The sequence below is a fragment of the Burkholderia sp. BCC1047 genome, assembly GCF_902833155.1.
GTDB lineage: Bacteria > Pseudomonadota > Gammaproteobacteria > Burkholderiales > Burkholderiaceae > Burkholderia > Burkholderia sola.
Genome location: NZ_CADFEH010000013.1, coordinates 107,993 through 128,535 on the forward strand (window position 1 = coordinate 107,993; position 20,543 = coordinate 128,535).

Sequence of the window (20,543 nt, forward strand, 5' to 3'; positions counted from 1 at the left end):
CCACCGCTTTCTACTCGGTGACCTCACCGTCCGCATACGCACGCAGCCCATTGGCCAGTGCATCGAACACGGCGCGGCAGCGCGGGCTCGTCCGCAGGTCTTCGTGCATCACGACCCAGGTTTCCAGCCGCATCGCGGGGCCGTCGGGCAGCACGCGCACGAGCCGCGCGTCGCGTTTCGCGAGCGCCGTCTGGCAGAAGCCGATCCCGTAGCCGGCACGGATCATCGCGAGCTGCGCGAGGTTGCTGTCGGTGCGCAGCGCGAACGCATCGCGCTTCCACAGCGGCATGCCGCGCCCGGCCGAGCGGATGAACGGCGTGACCGTATCGAAGCCGATCAGCGCGTGATGCGCGAGCGCGTCGGTCGTCGCGGGCGCGCCGTGGTGCGCCAGGTAATCGTCGCGCGCATACAGCCCGACCTCGATTGCGCCGACGCGCCGCGCGACGAGCGCGTCCTGCGCGGGCGGCGCCATCCGGACCGCGATGTCGGCCTCGCGCTTCAGCACGTCCTGGATGCGGTCGGTCGGCACCAGTTCGATCACGAGTCCCGGATGGTCGCGCCGGAGCTGCGCGAGCATCGGCGGCAGCACCTCGACGGCGATCACGTCGCTGGCCGAGATCCGTACGATGCCGCGCACGCCGGCGCCGTGGCTGGCCGCCGCGCGCTCGAACGCCGCCGCCGCGCTGCGCAGCGCCTCCGCATGGCCGCGCAGCGCGAGCGCGGCCTCGGTCGGCAGCAGGCCGGTCGGCGAACGCGTGAACAGCGTCTGGCCGAACGCGGCTTCGAGCGCCGCGACATGGCGGCCGGCCGTCGGCTGCGTGATGCCGAGCGCGCGCGCCGCGCCGGACAGCGAGCCTTCCGTCAGGACCGCGAGGAAGGTGCGGTAGCGTTCCCAGTTCAGATCGGTGGCCATGCATAAATGTATAGCTGATCCGATAGGTTCGGCAATTCCTTGATAGCGACCGGCGCGTCAGAATGCGTGTCGTGATGGCGCCATTCAAGGAGAGCGGCAATGTTGGCAAACGCAGGCGGGACGCAACGGCAGGCACTCGTGCTGGGCGCGAGCGGCGGGATCGGCGGGGAAGTCGCGCGGCAGTTGCGCGACGCGGGCTGGCAGGTGCGGGCGCTCAAGCGCGGGCTCGATGCCGAGGTCGTGGAGCGCGACGGCATCGCGTGGGTGCGCGGCGACGCGCTGGATCGCGCTGCGGTGGTGTGCGCGGCGCGCGGCTGCAGCGTGATCGTGCATGCGGTGAACCCGCCCGGATACCGGAACTGGGCCACGCAGGTGCTGCCGATGATCGACAACACAATCGCGGCGGCCCGGGCCGCGCAGGCCACCGTCGTGCTGCCGGGCACGGTCTACAACTTCGGCGCCGATGCGTTTCCGGTGCTGAGGGAAGATGCGCCGCAGCATCCGGCGACGCGCAAGGGCGCGATCCGCGTCGAACTGGAGCGCCGGCTGCAGGACGCCAGCGTGCACGGCGTGCGTTCGATCGTCGTGCGTGCCGGTGATTTCTTCGGACCGCAGCTCGGCAACAGCTGGTTTTCGCAGGGGCTGATCAAGCCGGGGCGGCCCGTTTCGGCCATCAGCGTGCCGAGCCGCGGTGTCGGCCATCAATGGTCGTATGTGCCGGACGTGGCGCGCACGATGCTCGAGCTGATCGAGCGGCGCGAGACGCTGGAGCCGTTCGCGCGTTTTCATCTGGGCGGGCATTGGGATGAAGACGGCATGCAGATGGCGCTGGCCGTGCAACGCGTCGCGCAGCGGCACGGCATGCGGCCGGCGCTGCGCGATTTCCCGTGGTGGCTCGTGTACGTGGCTGCGCCGTTCGTCACGACGCTGCGCGAATTGCTCGAGATGCGTTACCTGTGGCGCGAACCGATCCGGATGGACAACGCGCGCGTGACCGCGGTGCTCGGCCGCGAGCCGGTCACGCCGCTCGATACGGCGGTGGAGGCGACGCTGGCGGGGCTCGGGTGTCTCGGGTGAGCAACGGCGGGTAGCACGGGTTTCGTCCGGGCACGGAAACACGTCACGGCGAACCGAAGAAGCCCGGGGTCACAATTCTCCACATACCCGCGTGCGTCCGATGCGCATCATGTCAGTCGACACCGATAAGGTGAAAACGGGGGCGAGATGTTGCATTTCGGCTGGAAAGCGTCGGTTGCGGGAGCAATCATGTTCACTTTGAGCGGGTGTACCAACCTGGCAGGTGTGCTGTACTGCGGCAACTCACAGTTCAACTTCCCGGACTACCACTGCTTTGAGTCGTACAGGTAGGAACAGGCGCGACGACTGACGGCCGTCGTGCCCGCGTCCCGTGCGGTTTTCCGTTCGCGGTCAAGCCACGACCGGCAATACCTCGACCGCATACCGATGCGTGAGGCTGCGTCCGAGCACCGGATCGTGCAGTTCCATCTCGAACGCATCGCCGTCGCCCATCGCCGCGATCGCGCCATGCACGGGGACGGTCCCGCCATACATCGCGCAGCGCGCGGGCATCGTGCGGCGATCGTCGAACCGATGCCACAGCGCGTCGGGCGCGAGCAGGCCGCTGACCGCGCCGTGCTGGTATGCGCGCCGCTCGCCGTCGCGCGCGATCAGCCACGAACGCAGCTCGAGCGCATCCCAGTGATCGGCGACATCCGCATGACGCCACGCGTCGCGGCCGAGCGGCTTCGCGCACACCTGCTTCGACACGGCGACGCCGTACGCTTCGACTTCGCGATCCGTGTGATCGGAGCCGATCGTGACCAGCGTGCCGGCCGGGCTGTCCACCAGCACGCATTCGATCTCGCCGCCCGAGCGCGCGCCGAGCACGCCGATCGACGGCGCCTGCGTGAGCAGTGCGGACGACACGCGATAGAAGCACGGCGTGGTCGACGGCGGCGCGACGCCGAGCGCCGCGAGTTCGTCGATGTGCGCCTGGATCGCGGCCGGGTCGCGACCGGCCCAGCCGGCGATCACGACGCGTTCGATGTCGACGTCGACGGCGGCCGGCGCACCTTGCAGGGAAATCACGTTGAACGACAGGGTTGGCATGCGGTTATCCGTTTGAAGTGCGAAGGAATGACTGGGGCTGGCGGCGACGCTCAATCCTCGAGCGGCCGGTGCGCGGTCTCGCGCGCGGCGACGAGCGCGATCGACGTGACGACGAGCGCGGCGGTGACGTACAGCGACACGGCCGTCGTCGTGCCCGTCTGCCGGAACAGCGCGGCGATCACGAGCGGCGCGAAGCCGCCGCCGACGATGCCGGCGAGCGTGTACGCGAGCGACGAGCCCGCATAGCGCACGCGCGTCGGGAACTGTTCGGTCACGAACGCGCCCTGCGGGCCGTACATCACCGCATGGATCACGAGGCCGATCGCGACGGCCGCGACGATCGCCACGGGGCGCGCGGAATCGAGCAGCGTGAAAAACACGAACGCCCACACGATCCCGGCCATTGCGCCGGCGAGATACACGGGGCGGCGGCCGAAACGGTCCGACAGCGCACCGAAGAACGGCACCGCGAGCGCGTTGCACGCCGTGCCGATCATCACGGCCGTCAGCGCGACGGGGCGCGACAGGTGCAGCACGGTCGTCACGTAGGTCAGCGTGAACACGACGATCAGCGCATACAGCACGTCCGAGCCGATTCGCGAGCCGCCCGCGATCAGCAGGCGCTTCCAGTGGTACTTCAGCACGTCGGCGACGGGCACTTCGGCGGTCGCGTGCGATTCGGCGAGCTGCTCGAACTGCGGCGTTTCGTCGACGCCGCGACGCACCCAGAAGCCGAACGCGACGAGCAGCGCGCTGGCCGCGAACGGCACGCGCCAGCCCCATGACAGGAAATTGTCGGACGTGGTCGACAGCGTGACGAGCGCGATGCAGCCGGTGCCGAGCAGCGTGCCGAACGATGGGCCGATCTGCGTCCACGACGCGGACAGCCCGCGTCGTTTCTGGTCGCCGTGCTCGACCGACAGCAGCACCGCGCCGGCCCATTCGCCGCCGAGCGCGACGCCCTGCACGAAACGCAGCGCGACGAGCAGGATCGGGCTCAGGATGCCGGCCTGCGCATAGGTCGGCAGCGCGCCCATCAGCGCGGTCGTCACGCCCATCAGCACGAGCGTGAGCATCAGCACCGCGCGGCGGCCGATGCGGTCGCCGAGGTTGCCGAACACGAAGCCGCCGAGCGGGCGCGACACGTAGCCGACCGCATAGGTCGAGAACGCGAGGATCGTGCCGGCCAGCGGATCGACCGACGGGAAGAACAGGTGGTTGAAAACGAGCGCGGCGAGCGTGTTGTAGATCGTGAAGTCGTACCACTCGAGCGACGTGCCGATCATGCTCGCGGTCGCGAGTCGGCTGTTGCGGACACGGCGGGGCGCGTGGGCGGCGGGCTGGGCGAGAGTGCTCATGGTATCGGGCAGGTCGTGACGGGTGACGGGGTGAAGCGCGAGGCCGGCGTGGGCGTTGGCGTCGAGCGTTCAGGCTGGCAGCGCGGCAGCGGCGGCCGGTTCGATTTCGCGTCGCCGCGCGGGCACCGGTGCGGCGGCGCGCCACAGCAGGTCGAAGGTGCGCACGTCGTCGTGTGCGGCGAGCGTGGCGGCCACGCGGCGCGTGGCGGCTGCGTCGCTGCCTTCGATCAGCACCAGCGCATCGGCGGCAGGACGGGCGGCTGCCGCGGCGCCGATCGGCGCGGACAGCTCCGGTGACGTGCGGAAGAGCCGCGCGGCATGGATGCCCGGTTCTTGCAGCGCAGCGTCGAAACGCTCGCGCAGTTGCGGCACGTCGATGCGATCCGGCGGCAGCACGAACAGCGCGAGATGCGCGCCTTCGCCGTCGCCGGCCTCGATCGTCAGCTCGCCGACGCGCCGCTGCGTGCCCGTCATGCGTTCGAAGTTCGCGAGCGACCACGCGGTCTGCTGCGTGAATGCGCGCCGGTACGCATCGCCGTGGAACACGTCGAGCGCGTCCGTCACATACAGCGCGAGGTATCGGCGCGGACCGCCGTCGGTCGCGCGAAACCGCCGCGCATGCGTGAAGCCGGGAATCGCGACACGCTCCTGCATGTGCTCGCGGTCGTACCACGCGTTGAAATCGGCTTCGTGCGCGGGGTCGATATCCGTCCAGACGCAGAGTTGGCCGTGCGGAAGGGAAAGGCGGGTCATCGCGGGGTTCCTCGTGACGGGGATGTCAGGAACCCCAGTGTCCCGAAGAGGGCCCGCGCCCGTCCAACAAGAAAACAAATTCGCGGTGAACAGGTTTTCTTATGAGCGGCGCGGAGGGCGTTTTGCGGCGGGCGCGGCAGACGAGGCGGCTTTCGTCGTGCGCTTCGGCCTCGTTTTCGCACGCGTAGTCGTCTTGGTCGCGGTTGCGCTGCGCGCGGGCGTTGCGTCGACGCGATCGGCGGCGGCCGGCTTCGCGAGGTTCGCGGCAGCCGCCGTCGCACGCGCGACTTCGCTCGCGAGTTCCGCGATGCGCGCGGCGACCGGCAGCCCCTGGCTGCGGTACGTCGCGACGAGCGGCAGCGCCGGGAATTCCGGTTCGACGTCGAGCAGTTCGAGCGTGCCTTCGTGCAGTTCGCGCCCGATGATCGCAGGCGGCAGCGCAGCCACGCCGAGCCCGTCGGCGACGAGGCGGATCATCGCGGCGACCGACGTGATGCAGTTGATGCTGGCCGGCCGTTCGACCGCCGCGAACAGCCGCTCGATCGTCGCGTGCGGCGCCGAGTGACGCGAGAAGCTGATGATCGGAAACCCGGCCAGGCGCGCGACGTCGAGCGGCTGGCCGCCGAGCCCGAGGCGCGGGCTCGCGGCCCAGCGCACCGGGAATTCGCCCAGCGGCAGGTTCGTGAAGTCCGGGCCCGGCACCGGATCGGTCTGCAGGATCAGGTCGACGCCGTCGGTGCTGAGCAGCCGGATCAGGTGCAGCGTCGTGTCGCTCGTGATCTCGACGTCGAGGCGCGGATAGCGTTCGCGCAGTTGCGCCATCAGCGCGGGGAACCAGCTGTGCACGATCGATTCGATCACGCCGATCCGGATCAGGCCGGCGTCGCTCGCCGCATCGATGTCGCGCCGCATTTCGCCGTCGAGCCGCACGATCCGCTCCGCGTAGGCCAGCATGCGCCGGCCCGCGGGCGTGAGCGTGGCCGAGCGCGTGTTGCGGTCGAACAGGCGCACGTCGAACGCTTCCTCGAGCGAGGCGATGCGGCTCGACACGGCGGCCTGCGTCGTGTGCAGTTTCTCGGCCGTGAGCCGGAAGTTTTCCAGCTTCGCGAGCCAGACGAAAGTTTCCAGAAACCGGATGTTCATCGAATCCCGAACGGTGAGGCGGTGCCGCGCCAGGCGGCGGATCGGGACGATGTTAATGGATTCGGAAGCGGGCAGGCACGCGTGACGCCTTCCGGTGGCGTCAAAGCCGGTCGAACGCGAGCGTCGGCACGTCGACGACCATCGCGCCGCCGTCCGCGACGAGCGTCGCGCCGGTCACGAACGACGCGTCCGGCGACGCCAGGAACGCGCAGACGGCCGCGATCTCGTCGGGATCGGCCGCGCGCCGCAGCGGCACGTCGGCGCTCACGCGGGCGTACGCATCGTCGAGCGAATCGCCGTGCGTGGCCATCAGCGGTTCCATTTCCGCATCGGCCATCGGCGTGCGGACCCAGCCCGGGCAGACGGCGTTCGCGCGCACGCCGTGCGGGCCGTAGTCGCGTGCGAGCGATCGTGCCAGCCCCAGCAGCGCGTGCTTGCCGACCGTGTAGCCGCATACGCCGGGCCCGGCCGCGAGCGCCGCGATCGACGCGACCAGCACGATATTGCCGCGCTGCACGATCAGGTCGGGCAGGCATGCGCGTGCGCTGACGAATGCGGTATCGAGGTTCGCGTGCATCGCGTCGCGCCATTGCGCGTCGTCGGTTTCGTCCGCGCGGCCGATGCCGTGGCCGCCCGCGCAGGCGACGAGCGCATCGACGCGGCCGAAGCGTTCGGCGATGCGCGGCAGGAAGCCGGCCCAGTCGGCGGGGCTGGCGGCGTCGCCGGCCAGCGCGAGGCCGCCCGTTTCCGCAGCCAGTGCGTCGAGCGGTGCCTGGCGGCGACCGATCAGCACGACGCGGTTGCCGCGGTGGGCGAAGCGGCGCGCGCACGCGGCGCCGATGCCGGTGCCTGCGCCGGTAATCGCGATCGTGCGGGGTGGCGGGTGCGTCATGTCGTTCTCCGGGAGGATGCGTTCCAGCCACTTTAGGCGGCGCCGGCGCGCACCGGTATCCGCCTAAAGGATGAACGCGGGTCGTCCGGACGGCCGAGCCCAGCCGGCCGAGGCCCATTTTGCAAAGGCTGACGATGTCCGCCGCCGAATCGCTCTATCCTCCACATTTTTGCGATAAGCCGCGAAAGCCCGGCAAAATAGCGTGAGCGGGCGCGTGCAACGACGCGCGGCGCGTCGGCGGTCGATTCCGTCGTACGAATGGTGCGGCCAGCAAGGGTGCGGCCAGCAAGGGTGCGGCCGGCAAGGGTGCGGCCGGCAAGGGCGCGGCAGGCAAGGGCGCGGCAGGCCGGATCGGTGCGACCGGGCGCCCGAAGCGCAGGTATCGCGTCCGCCGACGGCTCGTGTCGCCACGGCATATCGCCCGGTTGCGCGCTGGCGCGGCCGGACCATCGACAAGAACAGGGAGGGGCCGGCAATGAGGCTGGACGACGAAAGAGAAAGCGCCAACGTCGAGGATCGACGCGGCGGCGGCGGGTTCGGCGGTGGGCGCGCGACGATCGGCATCGGCACGATCGTGGTCGCGCTGGCCGCATCGTATTTCTTCGGGATCGACCCGCGCGTCGTGCTCGAAGGCGCGTCGGCGCTGCAGGGCAGGCAGCAGCAGGCGCAGCCCGCGCCGACCCAGCATCAGGGCGCGCCGGCGAACGATCCCGGCGCGGTGTTCACGCGCAAGGTGCTCGGCAATATCGAACGCACGTGGACGGGCGTGTTCAACACGCAACTGCATGCGCAGTACCAACCGCCGAAGCTCGTGATGTTCACGAACTCGACGCCGACCGCGTGCGGCACCGGCCAGACCGCGATGGGGCCGTTCTACTGCCCGGGCGACCGCAACGTGTATATCGATCTCGGCTTCTACGACGAACTGCGCAAGCGTTTCGGCGCGGGCGGCGATTTCGCGCAGGCCTACGTGATTGCGCACGAAGTCGGCCATCACGTGCAGAACCTGCTCGGCATCGCCGACAAGGTCGACGCCGCGCGCCGGCGGTCGAGCCAGTCGCGTGCGAATGCGCTGTCGGTACGGATGGAGCTGCAAGCCGACTGCTTTGCCGGCGTGTGGGCGAACAACGCGCAGCGCGCGAACCAGCGGCTGATGGAGCCGGGCGATTTCGAGCAGGGGCTGAAGGCCGCAGCCGCGATCGGCGACGACCGGCTGCAGCAGCAAGGGCAAGGCTACGTCGTGCCCGAAAGCTTCACGCATGGCACCAGCGAGCAGCGCGTGTACTGGCTGCGGCGCGGGATGGAGTCGGGCGAGGTGAGCGCCTGCGACACGTTCGCCGCGAACGCGCGCTGAACCGAGGCGCGCGCCCCTTCGCGCGCCCGTATCGTCCCGGTTGAACCGGCCGCCCTGGCCGGCCCGGGACGAATTGCCGATTTGTGCTCACCGGCGCTGTTCGGCGTCGGTACGCTGGCCCGGACGTCCAGATTCGATGCATTCGCGCGCCAGCCGATTCCCATGTCTACCTTGTCCGCCCCCACCGACCACGCTCCCGCCGATTGGCGACGCGCGTTGCGCGCATGCGTGGATGCATTCGACGCGTTCGCGAGCCCGTCGGCGATCGTGTTCTACCGGCTCGACCAGAGCGGCGAGCCGGCCGATTTCGAGCTGTTCGGGATGCCGGAATCGATGCACCGCACCTATGTCGCCCGCTACCGGATGCTCGATCCGCTGCATCCGTCGCGCTGCGCGGCGGGCGAATGCGCGGTCGTCACGCTCGCGTCTCAATTGCCTGACGAACGACGCGCCGCGTCCGCGTACTGGACCCGTTTTCTGCGACGGCACGACGTGGCCGACGTCGTCGAGATCTGGCTGCGCGACGACGCGGGCCGGACGGTCGGCGCGTTCTCGCTGCTGCGCTTCGGCATCGGCGATGCGAACGGCAACGGCACCGCACGACGGTTCGCGCCCGGCGAGATCGACGCGCTCGCGCGGCTGCAGCCGGTCGCCGAAGCCGCGCTGAGTCCGCTGCTGCGTGCGCGGCGCGGCATCCACCGGATCGATTGCGCGGAGCGGCTCACCTATCGCGAGGAACAAATCGCGCGACTCGTGCGCGACGGCCGCTCGAACAAGGAGATCGCGCGCGATCTCGCGCTCGGGCCGCCGACGATCAAGACGCACCTGATGCGGATGTACCGCAAGCTCGGCGTGTCGAATCGCACGGAGCTGGTCGGGGCGTTGTTCCTGTAATCGGGATCGCGCGGCACGCTGCGCGATCGTCTTGCCGATCACGCGCTGCCAATTTGCGCTCACCCGGCGTGATTCCTCGTCGATACAGTGGTCCGACGCCCGCGTGCCTCAGCGGCACGCGGTCCAGCCACGACAATCAACGAGACGCCCATGAGCAACACGAACTTCGTCGCCGTCAGCGACACCGTGCGCACCTTCGTTGCGCGCGACTTCGGCCTCTTCATCGACGGTGCCATGCAGCCCGCGCACGCGGCTGCCCGGCTCGACGTGTACGACCCCGCCACGGGCGAGCGGCTCGCGACCGTCGCCGATGCAGATGAACACGACGTCGACCGAGCGGTCGCCAGCGCGAAACACGCGTTCGACACGCGCGTGTGGAGCGGGCTGCGGCCGGCCGACCGCGAACGCATCCTGCTGAAACTCGCGGACCTGATCGAAGCCGACGCCGAAACGCTCGCGCAACTCGAAACACTGAACCAGGGCAAGTCGATTCACGTGTCGCGCGCGGTCGAAGTCGGCGCGAGCGTCGAATACGTGCGCTACATGGCCGGCTGGGCGACCAAGATCACCGGCCAGACGCTCGACGTGTCGATCCCGTTCCCGCCCGGCGCGCGCTATACGGCCTATACGCGCAAGGAGCCTGTCGGCGTGGTCGCCGCGATCGTGCCGTGGAATTTCCCGCTGATGATCGCGGTGTGGAAGCTGATTCCCGCGCTCGCGGCCGGCTGCACGATCGTGCTGAAGCCGTCGCCGGAAACGCCGCTCACCGCGCTGCGCCTCGCCGAACTCGTGCGTGAAGCCGGCGTGCCGCCCGGTGTGTTCAACGTGGTCACGGGCGGGCGCGTCTGCGGTTCGGCGCTCGCGAGCCACCCGTCGATCGCGAAGATCTCGTTCACGGGGTCGACCGCGACCGGCAAGCTGGTTGGCGCGGCGGCCGTGCAGAACATGACGCGCTTCTCGCTCGAACTCGGCGGCAAGAACCCGCTCGTGATGCTCGACGACGTCGACGTCGCGCAGGCGCTCGATGGCGTCGCCGCCGGCGCGTTCTTCAACCAGGGGCAGGTGTGCGCGGCCGCGTCGCGCATCTATGTGCATCGCAGCAAGTTCGCGCAACTCGCGGACGGCCTCGCCGGCGTCGCCCAGTCGATGAAGCTCGGTGCGGGCCTCGATACGACCGCGCAGATCAATCCGCTGGTATCCGCGCACCATCGCGACAAGGTCGTCCAGCATATCGAGGGCGCGCGCCGGGCGGGCCTCACGTTCCTCGCGGGCGGCACGCCGGCCGACGATTTGCCCGGCTACTACGTGAAGCCGGCCGTGATCGCCGATCCGCACCCGGACAGCGCGATCGTCCACGACGAGGTGTTCGGCCCGGTGATCGTCGTCGTGCCGTTCGACGACGCGGCCGATGCGATACGCCTCGCGAATGCGTCGCCGTACGGCCTCGCCGCGAGCATCTGGAGCAACGACCTGAAGCGCGTGATGAACCTCGTGCCGCGGATCGAGGCCGGCACCGTCTGGGTGAACTGCCATATCCCGCTCGATCCGTCGATGCCGTTCGGCGGCTACAAGCAATCGGGCATCGGCCGCGAATTCGGCCAGTACGCGATCGAAGGCTTCACCGAAACCAAATCCGTCTGCATCGCGCATTGACGCGCGGGCCCATCCAAAAACCGCAAAAACCGATCCGACAGTGGAGATTGCAATGAGCTACAACGAAGCGAAATTCTGGCATCCGATGCTGCACCCGAACGAAATGAAACAGCGCAAGCCGATCCGCATCGTGCGCGGCGACGGCTGCTACGTGTTCGACGAACAGGGGCGCAAGCTCGTCGACGGCGTCGCGGGCCTGTGGAACGTGAACGTCGGCCACAACCGCCAGGAAGTGAAGGACGCGATCGTGCGTCAGCTCGATGAGCTCGAATACTTCCAGCTGTTCGACGGCATCTCGCATCCGCGTGCGGAGGAGTTGTCGAAGAAGGTGATCGACATGCTCGAACCGGAAGGGATGCGCCGCGTGCTGTACAGCTCGGGCGGCTCCGATTCGATCGAGACCGCGCTGAAGATCGCGCGCCAGTACTGGAAGGTGCGCGGCCAGGCCGATCGCACGAAGTTCATCTCGCTGAAGCAGGGCTATCACGGCACGCATTTCGGCGGCGCGTCGGTGAACGGCAACACGGTGTTCCGCCGCAACTACGAGCCGAACCTGCCCGGCTGCTTCCACGTCGAGACGCCGTGGCTGTACCGCAACCCGTTCACGCAGGACCCGGAGGAACTCGGCCGGATCTGCGCGGAAATGCTCGAACGCGAGATTCAGTTCCAGAGCCCGGACACCGTCGCCGCGTTCATCGCGGAACCGATCCAGGGCGCAGGCGGCGTGATCGTGCCGCCGGCCAATTACTGGCCGCTGGTGCGCGAGGTGTGCGACCGCTACGGCGTGCTGCTGATCGCCGACGAAGTCGTGACGGGCTTTGGCCGCAGCGGCAGCCTGTTCGGCAGCCGCGGCTGGGGCGTGCGCCCGGACATCATGTGTCTCGCGAAGGGGATTTCGTCGGGCTACGTGCCGCTCGGCGCGACGGTCGTGAACGCGCGGATCGAGGACGCGTTCGCCGCGAATGCCGATTTCGGTGGCGCGATCATGCACGGCTACACGTACGCCGGCCACCCGGTCGCATGCGCGGCCGCGATCGCGAGCCTCGACATCGTCGTGAAGGAGGACCTGCCGGCGAATGCGGCGAAGCAGGGCGCGTATCTGCTCGAAGCGCTGCAGCCGTTCGCGGAACGCTTCGCGGCGGTCGGCGAGGTGCGCGGCAAGGGGCTGATGCTCGCGCTCGATCTCGTCGCGAACAAGGACACACGCGAGCCGATCGATCCGCTGTCGGGCTATGCGAACGCGGTCGCGGAAGTCGCGCGCGAGAACGGCGTGCTGGTGCGCCCGGTCGGCACGAAGATCATCCTGTCGCCGCCGCTCGTGATCCAGCGCGAACAGCTCGACCGGATCGTCGACGCGCTCGCGGCCGGCTTCGAGGCCGTGCCGTTCGCGTGACGGCGTGAGCGCATGGCGGCCAGCCCGCGGCGGCGGGTAAACGCCAGCGCGGGTTTGCCGATTTGCGCTATGACCGGATTATTTTGCCTGCGTATTTTTTCGACATCGGATCACGCCGTGATCGACGAGGGGCCCCGGGAATCGACGCGCTGAAGCACCGCCCGGGGCCGACCGCACAGCATCTGGCCCCGGCCGCCGACGAAGCACCGGTTCGGGCCAACCCACGAAGGAGACAACGATGTCGGGATGGTCGGGAATGACCGGCGCCGCGGGCGATACGCCCGCCGGTGCGTCGGCTGAAGCAGGCGGCGGCGCCGCATTGAAGGCCGGTGCGGTCGGTTTCCCGACCGCGCTGGCGAGCGCGGTCGGGCTCATCATGGCGAGCCCGGTGATCCTCACCGCGACGTCGGGCTTCGGGATGGGCGGCTGGGCGTTCGCGGTCGCGATGATCATCGCGTTCGTGATGATGCAGGCGCAGGCCACCACGTTCTCCGAAGCCGCCGCGATGCTGCCGACGGCCGGCTCGGTTTACGATTACCTGTCGTGCGGGCTCGGCCGCTTCTGGGCGATCACCGGCACGATTTCCGCGTATTTCCTCGTGCACGTGTTCGCCGGCACCGCGGAGACGATCCTGAGCGGCATCATGGCGCTCGTGAACTTCGAGTCGCTGAACGCCGCGTTCGAGAAGCACAACAGTTCGTGGCTCGTCGGCGTCGGCCTCGTGGTCACGTTCGCGATCACCAACATCATCGGCATCAAGGTGTTCAGCAAGCTCGAGATCGTGCTGACGGCCGGCATGTGGCTGTCGCTGATGATCTTCGGGATCCTCGGGCTCGCGGCCGCGCCGGCCGTGCATCTCGACGGCTGGTTCGGCGGGTCGGAAGTCGGCACGTCGATCCCGGCCGTGCTGTCGCTGGTCGGGATGGCGATGTTCATGTTCGTCGGCTGCGAGTTCGTCACGCCGCTTGCGCCGGAAATGAAGGCGCCGGGCCGCACGATCCCGCGCGCGATGGCGCTCGGCCTCGTCGGCGTCGCGATCTGCATGTTCCTGTACGGCGCGGCGATCCGTCGGCAGGTCCCGAACGTGCCGGTGAGCCCCGACGGCCTCACGCATCTGCTCGACACGCCGGGCGCGATTCCCGCGTTCGCGCTGCAGGTGCTCGGGCCGTTCGGGCGGATCTGGTTCGGCATCGCGTTCCTGTGCGCGGGCGCCGCGACGATCAACACGCTGATGGCCGGGCTGCCGCGCATCCTGTACGGGATGGCGATCGACGGCGCGCTGCCGCGCTGCTTCGCGTACCTGCATCCGCGCTTCAAGACGCCGGTGGTCGGCATCGTCGCGTCGGCGATCGTGCCGATCTTCCATGCGTGGCTGATCAACGGCAATCTCGACAGCATCCTGCATCTCGTGCTCGCCGCGACCTGCGCATGGGGCACCGCGTACCTGCTCGTCACCGCGTCGGTCGTGATGCTGCGCATCCGCCGCCCGGACTTGCCGCGGCCGTACCGTTCGCCGCTGTTCCCGCTGCCGCAGATCGTGTCGAGCGTCGGCATCCTGCTCGCGATCTGGTACATCACGCCGCCCGGCATGAATCCGCGCGACATCTACGTGCCGTTCGGCGCGATGCTGGGGCTCACCGCGCTGTATGCGCTGTTCTGGACGCTCGTCGTGCAGCGCCGGCATCCGTTCAGGCCGGTGCCGGTCGAGGACGTGCTGCGCAACGAGCACGTCGCATCGTGAGGGCCGCGCTCGCCCGGTGGCGCGCGGCGCCCGATGCGCTGCCGCCCGGCCATCGGCCCGGCGCGATCGCCGCGCGCGTGCTCGCCGATCTGCGGGCCGTGCGCGATGCCGGTGGTGCCGATGGTGGTGGAGTCGGCTGCGTCACGGCGCGGCTGCCGAACGGCGTGCGCGTCAGCATCGACGAGCGCGTCGAGCGCCAGTTCCTGATGCATACGGTCAGCGTGACGGTGACGACGGCCGCCAACGGCCCGGCCGCGCGCGGCGGCGCGCGCGTGCGGCAGACCGGCTGGTTGCGCTGCACGGGCATCGATGCCGCGTCCATGTCCGGATGCGACCCCGTATTCATCGACACGCTGGCCGCGCTGCTTGCCGAGCCGTCGCTGGCCGACGCGCTGCGGCCGCTGCACTTCACCGACTGCGCGATCGACGCACGCGACGGCCGCTGGACGCTCGCGATCGTGCCGTTCGGCGGCAGCGAGGTCGTGAACCGGATGCCGTCGTTTCGCCGTTACGTCAGGCTGATCGACGCGCAGGCCGCCGCGCTGTCGGCGGCCTGTCTTGCATTCGAAACCGCACTACGCAGGATTTTGCGAGGGTAAGCTGTGGCGATGCGTGCCGCGCGAACCCGGCGGCCGCATCGAGCACCCCAGGGTTTTACCGGAGACGCCGATGCTGTTCCAGTCCCGCTCACACGAAGACGTGCACGATCACGGGCTCGCGATCGCGGGCTGGCATCAGGTCTACCGTCAGATGACGCCGGGCCGCTTCAAGGGCACCGTCACGCAGGTGCTGTACGACGATTTCCACTTCTTCCGCGAGACGACCAACCGCCGCGTCGCGCAAACCGGGCTCGCGCCGGTCGGGCGCACGTCGCTCGCGGTGCCGTTGTCCGTGCCGCTCGCGGGTACGTTCCAGGGCCAGCCCGTCGACGGCTATGCGCTGCTTGCGCTGCGGGCCGGCGAGGATTTCGAGTTCCACACGCCGGAAGGGATGGGGCTCGTCGGGATCAGCGCGGCGTCCGACATGATCGACGAGCTGTGCGAAGCCGAATTCGGCGCGGCCGCCGCGCGCAGGCTGCGGCACGTGACGCGGCTGTCCGACGCGCAGGGCGTCGCGCTCGGCGTGCGGCTGTCGGCGCTGATCGACGATGCGCAGCGCAACCCGGGCTGCCTCGAATATGCGGCGACCCGCAAGATGTTTCGCGACGCGATGCTCGGCATGTTCCTCGATGCGCTGGAACACGGTATCGGCGTCGAGCGCCCCGACATCACGCACGCCACCTATAGCGATATCGTGAGCCGCTGCGAGAAGCATCTGCGCGAGCGGCCCGAGGAACCCGTCACCGTGCTCGAACTGTGCCGTGCGCTGCGCTGCAGCCGCCGCACGCTGCAAACGAGCTTCCAGCGCGTGGCCGACGTCACGCCGGTCGGCTACCTGCGTACGATCCGGCTGAACGCGGTGCGTCGCCTGCTGCGCACGACGCCGGTGCAGCAGCTCGGCGTCGGCGAAGCCGCCGCGAGCTGGGGGTTCACGCATCTCGGCTATTTCGCGCGCGAGTATCGCGACCTGTTCGGCGAGTTGCCGTCGCAAACCTTGCGTCCCGAATGACGCCTTCCCGCCGTGGCGCCGCCGCCGGGCGCCGTCGTGTATTGCCCGTCCCCATCACCATTTGCTGATTTGGGATAGAGGTCCGGAATTTTCGCTGGATAAAGTCCTGCCACCCATATCGACAACACCATCGGTTTGCACTGCGAATCGATGACCATTGAGGGGCGGGACATGAAGAACGGACGACGACTGACCGCAGCCGCGGCCATGCTGGGTTGCATGCACGCACATGCGCAAACCTCCGGCAGCGTGACGCTGTACGGCACCGTGGACACCGGCATTATCTATTCGACGAACCAGCAGTTCACGCGCGCCGACGGCAGCACGGGCGGCGGCCATGCATGGCAGATGGGCGGCGGCAACCTCGTGCCGTCGCGCTTCGGCTTCCAGGGCGCCGAGCCGCTCGGCGGCGGGCTCAGCGCGGTGTTCTCGCTCGAGCAGCAGTTTCTGTCCGCGAACGGGCAGGCGCTGCAAGGCGGCGCGGCGTTCAGCCGGCAGGCATGGGTCGGGCTGCGCCAGGATTCGATCGGCACGCTCGGCCTCGGCCGGCAATACGACTCGTACACCGACATGCTTGGCGCGTATGTGTCGAGCAACAACTGGGCGACGCCGTACGGCTCGCATCTCGGCGACGTCGACAACCTGAATGCCGCATTCAACTTCAACAACGCGGTGAAGTTCACCAGCGCCGATTTCAACGGGCTGACGTTCGGCGGCACGTTCAGCTTCGGCGGGCAGGCCGGCGATTTTTCCGCGAAGCGCGGCTATGCGGTGGCCGCGACGTACACGCGTGCGCCGGTGGCGTTCTCGATCGGCTACCTCGATCTGCATCAGCCGCTCGACGCGGCGCTCGGCGGCGCGAGCGGCTATATCGGCGATTTCGCGTGCAGCAACCCGGGCGCGATGTACTGCCTGCTGCAGGATGCGGGCTCGATGCGCGCGTTCGGCGCGGGCGGGTCGGTCACGTTCGGCGCGGCGACGGTTGCGCTGACCTACACGCACACGCGCCTCGGCGACAGCCGCTATTTCTCGACCGCCGCGCAGCCGCGCACGCAGGCGTTCACGTTCGACGTCGGCGAGCTGAACGTCACGTACATGTTCACACCGGCGCTGCAAGGCGGCGTCGCGTACATCTTCAACGCCGCGCACACGGACGGGCGCGGCACGACGCGCTTCCACCAGCTGAACGTCGGCACGAACTACAGCCTGTCGAAGCGCACCGCGCTGTATGCGGTTGCGATCGGCCAGATCGCGAGCGGCACCGGGCTCGGCACCGACGCGGCGGGCAACGCGGCGAACTATGCGCAGATTCCGGTGCTCGCGAACAGCAATTCGAGCCGGCAACTGGCGGTGATGGGGGGGATTCGTGTGAACTTTTGATGTTGAATGCGGCTGGCGGCGGCACGTTGGTTGCGTGCCGCCGCGCGACCCTCACGCGCATGGCCCGGCGCCGGTCGATTGCTGGAAAGCGATGCTTGAAAAAAGCCGTCCGTATGCTTGACTGAATGGACCCGGATTGACGGAACGCGCGCGTCAGGTCGCCCGGCTTTGCGCGTTGCCACAATACCTTCACGGTCTGCGTGAACAATGGCGACGCTTCACGCGACCCGACGTGTCGCCGGCGTTGCACACGTGTGCAACGCATGACCGTTCCGCTCCATACGCCGATCGAGAGAGACCACATGACCTTGCTGAGCCGCCTGCGCGCGCTGTCCGCCGCCGTTGCGCTGTCCTTCGCCGCCACGCACGCTTTCGCGGCGGATCTCGTCATCGCAGGCCGCGACGACATCTACGGCAAGGGGCTCGCCGACGCCGTCGCCGGCTTCACCAAGCTGCATCCGGGCACCGAGATCGAGCTGCTCAAGCTGCCGAACGCGAACCTGTACCAGAAACTGAAGCTGTCGATGCGCGAAGGCACCGGCGCGTACGACCTCGTGATGATGGACGATACGTGGGCGCCCGAATTCATCGGCAACGGCTGGCTGAAGCCGCTGCCCGCATCGCTCGCCGATGCCGATCTCGTACCGTCCGCCGTCGCGCTCGGCCGCAACGCGGCCGGCGCGCTGTACGCGCTGCCGATCGTCGGCAACGTCGAGATGTTCGCGTATCGCAAGGACCTGCTCGCGAAGTACAAGCTGCAGCCGCCGCGCAACTGGGACGACGTGCTGAAGATCGCCCAGACCGTCGGCGGCGCGGACAAGAGCGTGTCGGGCGTCGTGTTCCGCGGCACGAAGGGCAACCCGGTGGTCACGGGCTTCCTGCCGATCCTGTGGGCATACGGCGGCGACGTGTTCGACCGTGCCGGCAACGTGACGATCGATTCGCGCGAAGCGCAGGCCGCGCTGAAGACGTTCCTCGCGCTGAAGGCGTTCGCGCCGAAGGACGTCGACGTGTACGGCGCGGCCGAAGTGCGCGACGCGCTGCAACGCGGCACGGCCGCGCAGTCGATCGAGGTATGGCCCGCGTGGGTGCCGGCGCTCGACGACGCGAAGCAGTCGCGCGTGGTCGGGCAGATCGCGCTGCAGCCGCCGCCGGGGCAGACCGCGGGCCCGGCCCCGATGCTCGGCATCTGGCAGATGGGCATTCCGAAGGACGCGCCGCACGCGAAGCTCGCGCAGGACTTCCTCGCTTACCTGACCGCACGCGATACGCAGACGCGCCTCGCCGGCATCGGCATTCCGCCGACCCGCCGCAGCGTGTTCAACGATCCGGCGCTGGTGCACCAGTACCGCTGGTATCCCGATCAACTGAAGGCGCTCGAGGCCGGCCGTGCGCGGCCGCGCGTGACGGACTGGCAGCAGGTCGAGAGCATTCTCGGCGACCAGTTGCAGCTGGCGCTGACGGGGCAGGCCACGCCCGACGCCGCGCTGCGCCAGGCGCAGCAGAAGATCGCGCAGGCGACGGCCGCGGCCGGCAAGTGACCGCGCGCGTCAACGTCGACCCGACGACCGGAGGCCGCGGATGAAAGCGTTCGGTCGCAGCCTGCCGTTCGTCGCGCTGCTCGGGCCCGCGTTGCTGGTGCTCGCCGCGCTCGCGCTGTATCCGGTCGCGCAGGTGCTGATCGACTCGTTCTGCCGGGTCGATTACTCGGCCGGCCGCCGCGCGTTCGCGGGGCTCGCGAACTATCGCACGGTGCTCGGCGACGACGCATTTACCGCCGGCTTCGGCAACACGCTGCGCTTCACGATCGTCGCGTCGCTCGCCGAAGTCGCGCTCGGCTTCGGCCTCGCGCTGCTGTTCGTGCGCGCGTTTCCGGGCCGGCGCATCGCGTTGCCGCTCGCGATCCTGCCGATGATGCTGTCCACGCTCGTGTGCTCGGCGATCTGGCGCAACTGGCTGAACTTCGACGGCTTCCTGAACGCGCTGCTCGCGGCGTTCGGCATCGAAGGCGTGCGCTGGCTGTCCGATCCGCATCTCGCGCTGTGGTCGCTCGCGCTCGTCGACGTATGGCAGTGGACGCCGATGGCGTTCCTGATCGTGCTGGCCGGGCTGCAGTCGATCCCGCAGGAACTGTACGAAGCCGCACGCACCGACGGTGCGAGCGAGTGGCAGTGCCTGCGCGACGTCACGCTGCCGCTCGCGGCGCCGCAGATCGGCCTCGCGCTGCTGTTGCGCTCGATCGACACGTTCAAGCTGTTCGACAAGGTCTATGCGCTGACGGGCGGCGGCCCCGGCAATGCGACGCAGACGCTGTCGACCTATATCTACGACACGGGCTTCCGCTTCTTCAACGTCGGGCCGGCGAGTGCCGCGTCGGTGCTGATGCTCGCGGCGTCCGCGCTGCTGGTCTCGGGGTACGTATGGCAGACGGTTCGCAAGCGGCGCGCATGACGACGCGATCGGCGGGCATCCCGCGCACACGATCGAGTGCTGCATTCGGTCACGCGATGCCATGGGCGCTGCGCGTCGTCGCGCTCGTGCTGTTGCTGCTGCCGTGCCTGTGGATGGCGGGCGCGGCCTTCATGCCGACGCTCGAACGTCTCGATCATCCGTTGCGGATCTGGCCGGCCGCGCCGACCTTCGCGCATTTTGCGTCGGTGTGGTCGAACGGCATCGGCGCGCCGCTGTTCAATTCGCTGCTGGTCGGCTTCGGCACGACGCTGCTCGCGCTGGTGCTCGCGTTTCCGGCCGCGTATGCGCTCGTACGGCTACGGTTTCCGGCGCGGCTCGACCTGCTGTTCCTGATGCTCGTGCTGGCGTTGAAGCTGATGCCGCCGATCACGATCGCGGTGCCGCTGTTCGCGCTCGCGAAGCGGCTGCATCTGCTCGATTCGACGCTCGGCCTGATGCTCGCGTACCAGATCTACGCATTGCCGATGGCGATCTGGATGCTGCTCGCGTTCGTGCGCGACGTGCCGATCGAATACGAGGAAGCGGCGTGCATCGACGGCGCGGGGCTCGCACGGCGGCTCGTGCAGATCGTGCTGCCGCTGTGCGCGCCGGGGCTGATCGCGACCGCGATCTTCGTGTTCATTGCGGCGTGGAACGAATTCCTGATCGCGCTGCTGTTCGTGTCGACGCCGAGCCGCTTCACGCTGCCGCTCGCGATTGCCGGCTATGTGACGGAGAACGGCATCGACTGGGGCGACCTGATGAGCGCGGGGCTGATGGCGTCGCTGCCGACGCTGGCCGTGGCCGGTTATGTGCAGCGCTACCTGTTGCGCGGGTTCGCGGGCGGGTTGAAGTGACGCGCGGCTTGGCCGCGCCCCGT

At 69.0% G+C, this 20,543-nt stretch carries 18 protein-coding genes; 12 read left to right on the forward strand and 6 right to left on the reverse strand.

Annotated features, from left to right (window positions below; all coding sequences use genetic code 11):
- Positions 1-10: 10 nt before the first annotated feature.
- Entirely contained in the window at positions 11-913 is a 903-nt protein-coding gene (locus tag HWX55_RS15805) for a LysR family transcriptional regulator (RefSeq protein ID WP_175976397.1), read from the reverse strand.
- 99 nt (positions 914-1,012) lie between these two features.
- Here HWX55_RS15805 and HWX55_RS15810 point away from each other — a divergent pair, with 99 nt between their 5' ends.
- On the forward strand, positions 1,013-1,990 hold the full coding sequence (locus tag HWX55_RS15810; protein ID WP_175976398.1) for an NAD-dependent epimerase/dehydratase family protein: 978 nt from the start codon (positions 1,013-1,015) through the stop codon (positions 1,988-1,990).
- A gap of 351 nt (positions 1,991-2,341) precedes the next feature.
- On the opposite strand, the gene HWX55_RS15815 is transcribed toward HWX55_RS15810, so the two are convergent.
- The 5 genes from HWX55_RS15815 to HWX55_RS15835 form a co-directional block, all read right to left on the reverse strand.
- The gene (locus HWX55_RS15815; protein ID WP_175976399.1) at positions 2,342-3,043 is read right to left on the reverse strand and encodes a DUF2848 domain-containing protein; all 702 of its coding nucleotides are present in this window, start codon (positions 3,041-3,043) and stop codon (positions 2,342-2,344) included.
- A 50-nt stretch (positions 3,044-3,093) separates the two neighbouring features.
- The gene (locus HWX55_RS15820; protein WP_175976447.1) at positions 3,094-4,413 is read right to left on the reverse strand and encodes an MFS transporter; all 1,320 of its coding nucleotides are present in this window, start codon (positions 4,411-4,413) and stop codon (positions 3,094-3,096) included.
- 57 nt (positions 4,414-4,470) lie between these two features.
- Positions 4,471-5,154, reverse strand: coding sequence for a DUF4286 family protein (locus HWX55_RS15825; RefSeq protein WP_175976400.1), 684 nt, complete (start codon positions 5,152-5,154; stop codon positions 4,471-4,473).
- Between the two features lie 99 nt (positions 5,155-5,253).
- A complete protein-coding gene (locus HWX55_RS15830; RefSeq protein WP_175976401.1) occupies positions 5,254-6,297 on the reverse strand; it encodes a LysR family transcriptional regulator in 1,044 nt (347 codons plus the stop codon).
- Between the two features lie 100 nt (positions 6,298-6,397).
- Positions 6,398-7,189 carry an SDR family oxidoreductase gene (locus tag HWX55_RS15835; RefSeq protein ID WP_175976402.1) on the reverse strand — a complete coding sequence of 264 codons (792 nt, stop codon included), beginning with the start codon at positions 7,187-7,189 and terminating at the stop codon, positions 6,398-6,400.
- Positions 7,190-7,664: 475 nt separating this feature from the next.
- Here HWX55_RS15835 and HWX55_RS15840 point away from each other — a divergent pair, with 475 nt between their 5' ends.
- The 11 genes from HWX55_RS15840 to HWX55_RS15890 all read left to right on the forward strand — a co-directional run bounded on the left by HWX55_RS15840 (position 7,665) and on the right by HWX55_RS15890 (position 20,520).
- The gene (locus HWX55_RS15840) at positions 7,665-8,543 is read left to right on the forward strand and encodes a neutral zinc metallopeptidase (RefSeq protein ID WP_175976403.1); all 879 of its coding nucleotides are present in this window, start codon (positions 7,665-7,667) and stop codon (positions 8,541-8,543) included.
- 162 nt (positions 8,544-8,705) lie between these two features.
- Positions 8,706-9,437, forward strand: coding sequence for a helix-turn-helix transcriptional regulator (locus HWX55_RS15845; RefSeq protein ID WP_175976404.1), 732 nt, complete (start codon positions 8,706-8,708; stop codon positions 9,435-9,437).
- A gap of 150 nt (positions 9,438-9,587) precedes the next feature.
- Complete coding sequence (locus HWX55_RS15850; RefSeq protein ID WP_175976405.1) at positions 9,588-11,090, forward strand: aldehyde dehydrogenase family protein; 1,503 nt, start codon at positions 9,588-9,590, stop codon at positions 11,088-11,090.
- Positions 11,091-11,142: 52 nt separating this feature from the next.
- Positions 11,143-12,483 carry an aspartate aminotransferase family protein gene (locus HWX55_RS15855; protein ID WP_053524879.1) on the forward strand — a complete coding sequence of 447 codons (1,341 nt, stop codon included), beginning with the start codon at positions 11,143-11,145 and terminating at the stop codon, positions 12,481-12,483.
- A gap of 238 nt (positions 12,484-12,721) precedes the next feature.
- A complete protein-coding gene (locus HWX55_RS15860) occupies positions 12,722-14,224 on the forward strand; it encodes an APC family permease (protein WP_175976406.1) in 1,503 nt (500 codons plus the stop codon).
- Entirely contained in the window at positions 14,221-14,823 is a 603-nt protein-coding gene (locus HWX55_RS15865) for a DUF3156 family protein (protein ID WP_175976407.1), read from the forward strand. The genes HWX55_RS15860 and HWX55_RS15865 overlap by 4 nt, the downstream gene beginning before the upstream one ends.
- Before the next feature lie 70 nt (positions 14,824-14,893).
- Positions 14,894-15,832, forward strand: a complete 939-nt coding sequence (locus HWX55_RS15870; RefSeq protein ID WP_175976408.1) for a helix-turn-helix domain-containing protein — start codon at positions 14,894-14,896, stop codon at positions 15,830-15,832.
- Between the two features lie 171 nt (positions 15,833-16,003).
- Positions 16,004-17,212, forward strand: a complete 1,209-nt coding sequence (locus HWX55_RS15875; RefSeq protein ID WP_175976409.1) for a porin — start codon at positions 16,004-16,006, stop codon at positions 17,210-17,212.
- Positions 17,213-17,514: 302 nt separating this feature from the next.
- Positions 17,515-18,753 carry an ABC transporter substrate-binding protein gene (locus HWX55_RS15880; RefSeq protein ID WP_175976410.1) on the forward strand — a complete coding sequence of 413 codons (1,239 nt, stop codon included), beginning with the start codon at positions 17,515-17,517 and terminating at the stop codon, positions 18,751-18,753.
- A 40-nt stretch (positions 18,754-18,793) separates the two neighbouring features.
- Positions 18,794-19,663, forward strand: coding sequence for a sugar ABC transporter permease (locus HWX55_RS15885; RefSeq protein ID WP_175976411.1), 870 nt, complete (start codon positions 18,794-18,796; stop codon positions 19,661-19,663).
- Positions 19,660-20,520, forward strand: a complete 861-nt coding sequence (locus HWX55_RS15890) for a carbohydrate ABC transporter permease (RefSeq protein WP_175976412.1) — start codon at positions 19,660-19,662, stop codon at positions 20,518-20,520. Before HWX55_RS15885 ends, HWX55_RS15890 begins: the two co-directional genes overlap by 4 nt.
- The last annotated feature ends 23 nt before the right edge of the window (positions 20,521-20,543 follow it).

Excerpts from the sequence above, each read along its gene's own strand:
- HWX55_RS15850 (WP_175976405.1), top strand. The coding sequence starts at position 9,588 with ATGAGCAACACGAACTTCGTCGCCGTCAGCGACACCGTGCGCACCTTC.
- HWX55_RS15825 (WP_175976400.1), bottom strand. The coding sequence starts at position 5,154 with ATGACCCGCCTTTCCCTTCCGCACGGCCAACTCTGCGTCTGGACGGAT.
- HWX55_RS15890 (WP_175976412.1), top strand. The coding sequence starts at position 19,660 with ATGACGACGCGATCGGCGGGCATCCCGCGCACACGATCGAGTGCTGCA.
- HWX55_RS15845 (WP_175976404.1), top strand. The coding sequence starts at position 8,706 with ATGTCTACCTTGTCCGCCCCCACCGACCACGCTCCCGCCGATTGGCGA.
- HWX55_RS15815 (WP_175976399.1), bottom strand. The coding sequence starts at position 3,043 with ATGCCAACCCTGTCGTTCAACGTGATTTCCCTGCAAGGTGCGCCGGCC.
- HWX55_RS15835 (WP_175976402.1), bottom strand. The coding sequence starts at position 7,189 with ATGACGCACCCGCCACCCCGCACGATCGCGATTACCGGCGCAGGCACC.
- HWX55_RS15805 (WP_175976397.1), bottom strand. The coding sequence starts at position 913 with ATGGCCACCGATCTGAACTGGGAACGCTACCGCACCTTCCTCGCGGTC.
- HWX55_RS15875 (WP_175976409.1), top strand. The coding sequence starts at position 16,004 with ATGAAGAACGGACGACGACTGACCGCAGCCGCGGCCATGCTGGGTTGC.
- HWX55_RS15830 (WP_175976401.1), bottom strand. The coding sequence starts at position 6,297 with ATGAACATCCGGTTTCTGGAAACTTTCGTCTGGCTCGCGAAGCTGGAA.
- HWX55_RS15810 (WP_175976398.1), top strand. The coding sequence starts at position 1,013 with ATGTTGGCAAACGCAGGCGGGACGCAACGGCAGGCACTCGTGCTGGGC.
- HWX55_RS15840 (WP_175976403.1), top strand. The coding sequence starts at position 7,665 with ATGAGGCTGGACGACGAAAGAGAAAGCGCCAACGTCGAGGATCGACGC.
- HWX55_RS15880 (WP_175976410.1), top strand. The coding sequence starts at position 17,515 with ATGACCTTGCTGAGCCGCCTGCGCGCGCTGTCCGCCGCCGTTGCGCTG.
- HWX55_RS15855 (WP_053524879.1), top strand. The coding sequence starts at position 11,143 with ATGAGCTACAACGAAGCGAAATTCTGGCATCCGATGCTGCACCCGAAC.
- HWX55_RS15860 (WP_175976406.1), top strand. The coding sequence starts at position 12,722 with ATGTCGGGATGGTCGGGAATGACCGGCGCCGCGGGCGATACGCCCGCC.
- HWX55_RS15885 (WP_175976411.1), top strand. The coding sequence starts at position 18,794 with ATGAAAGCGTTCGGTCGCAGCCTGCCGTTCGTCGCGCTGCTCGGGCCC.
- HWX55_RS15870 (WP_175976408.1), top strand. The coding sequence starts at position 14,894 with ATGCTGTTCCAGTCCCGCTCACACGAAGACGTGCACGATCACGGGCTC.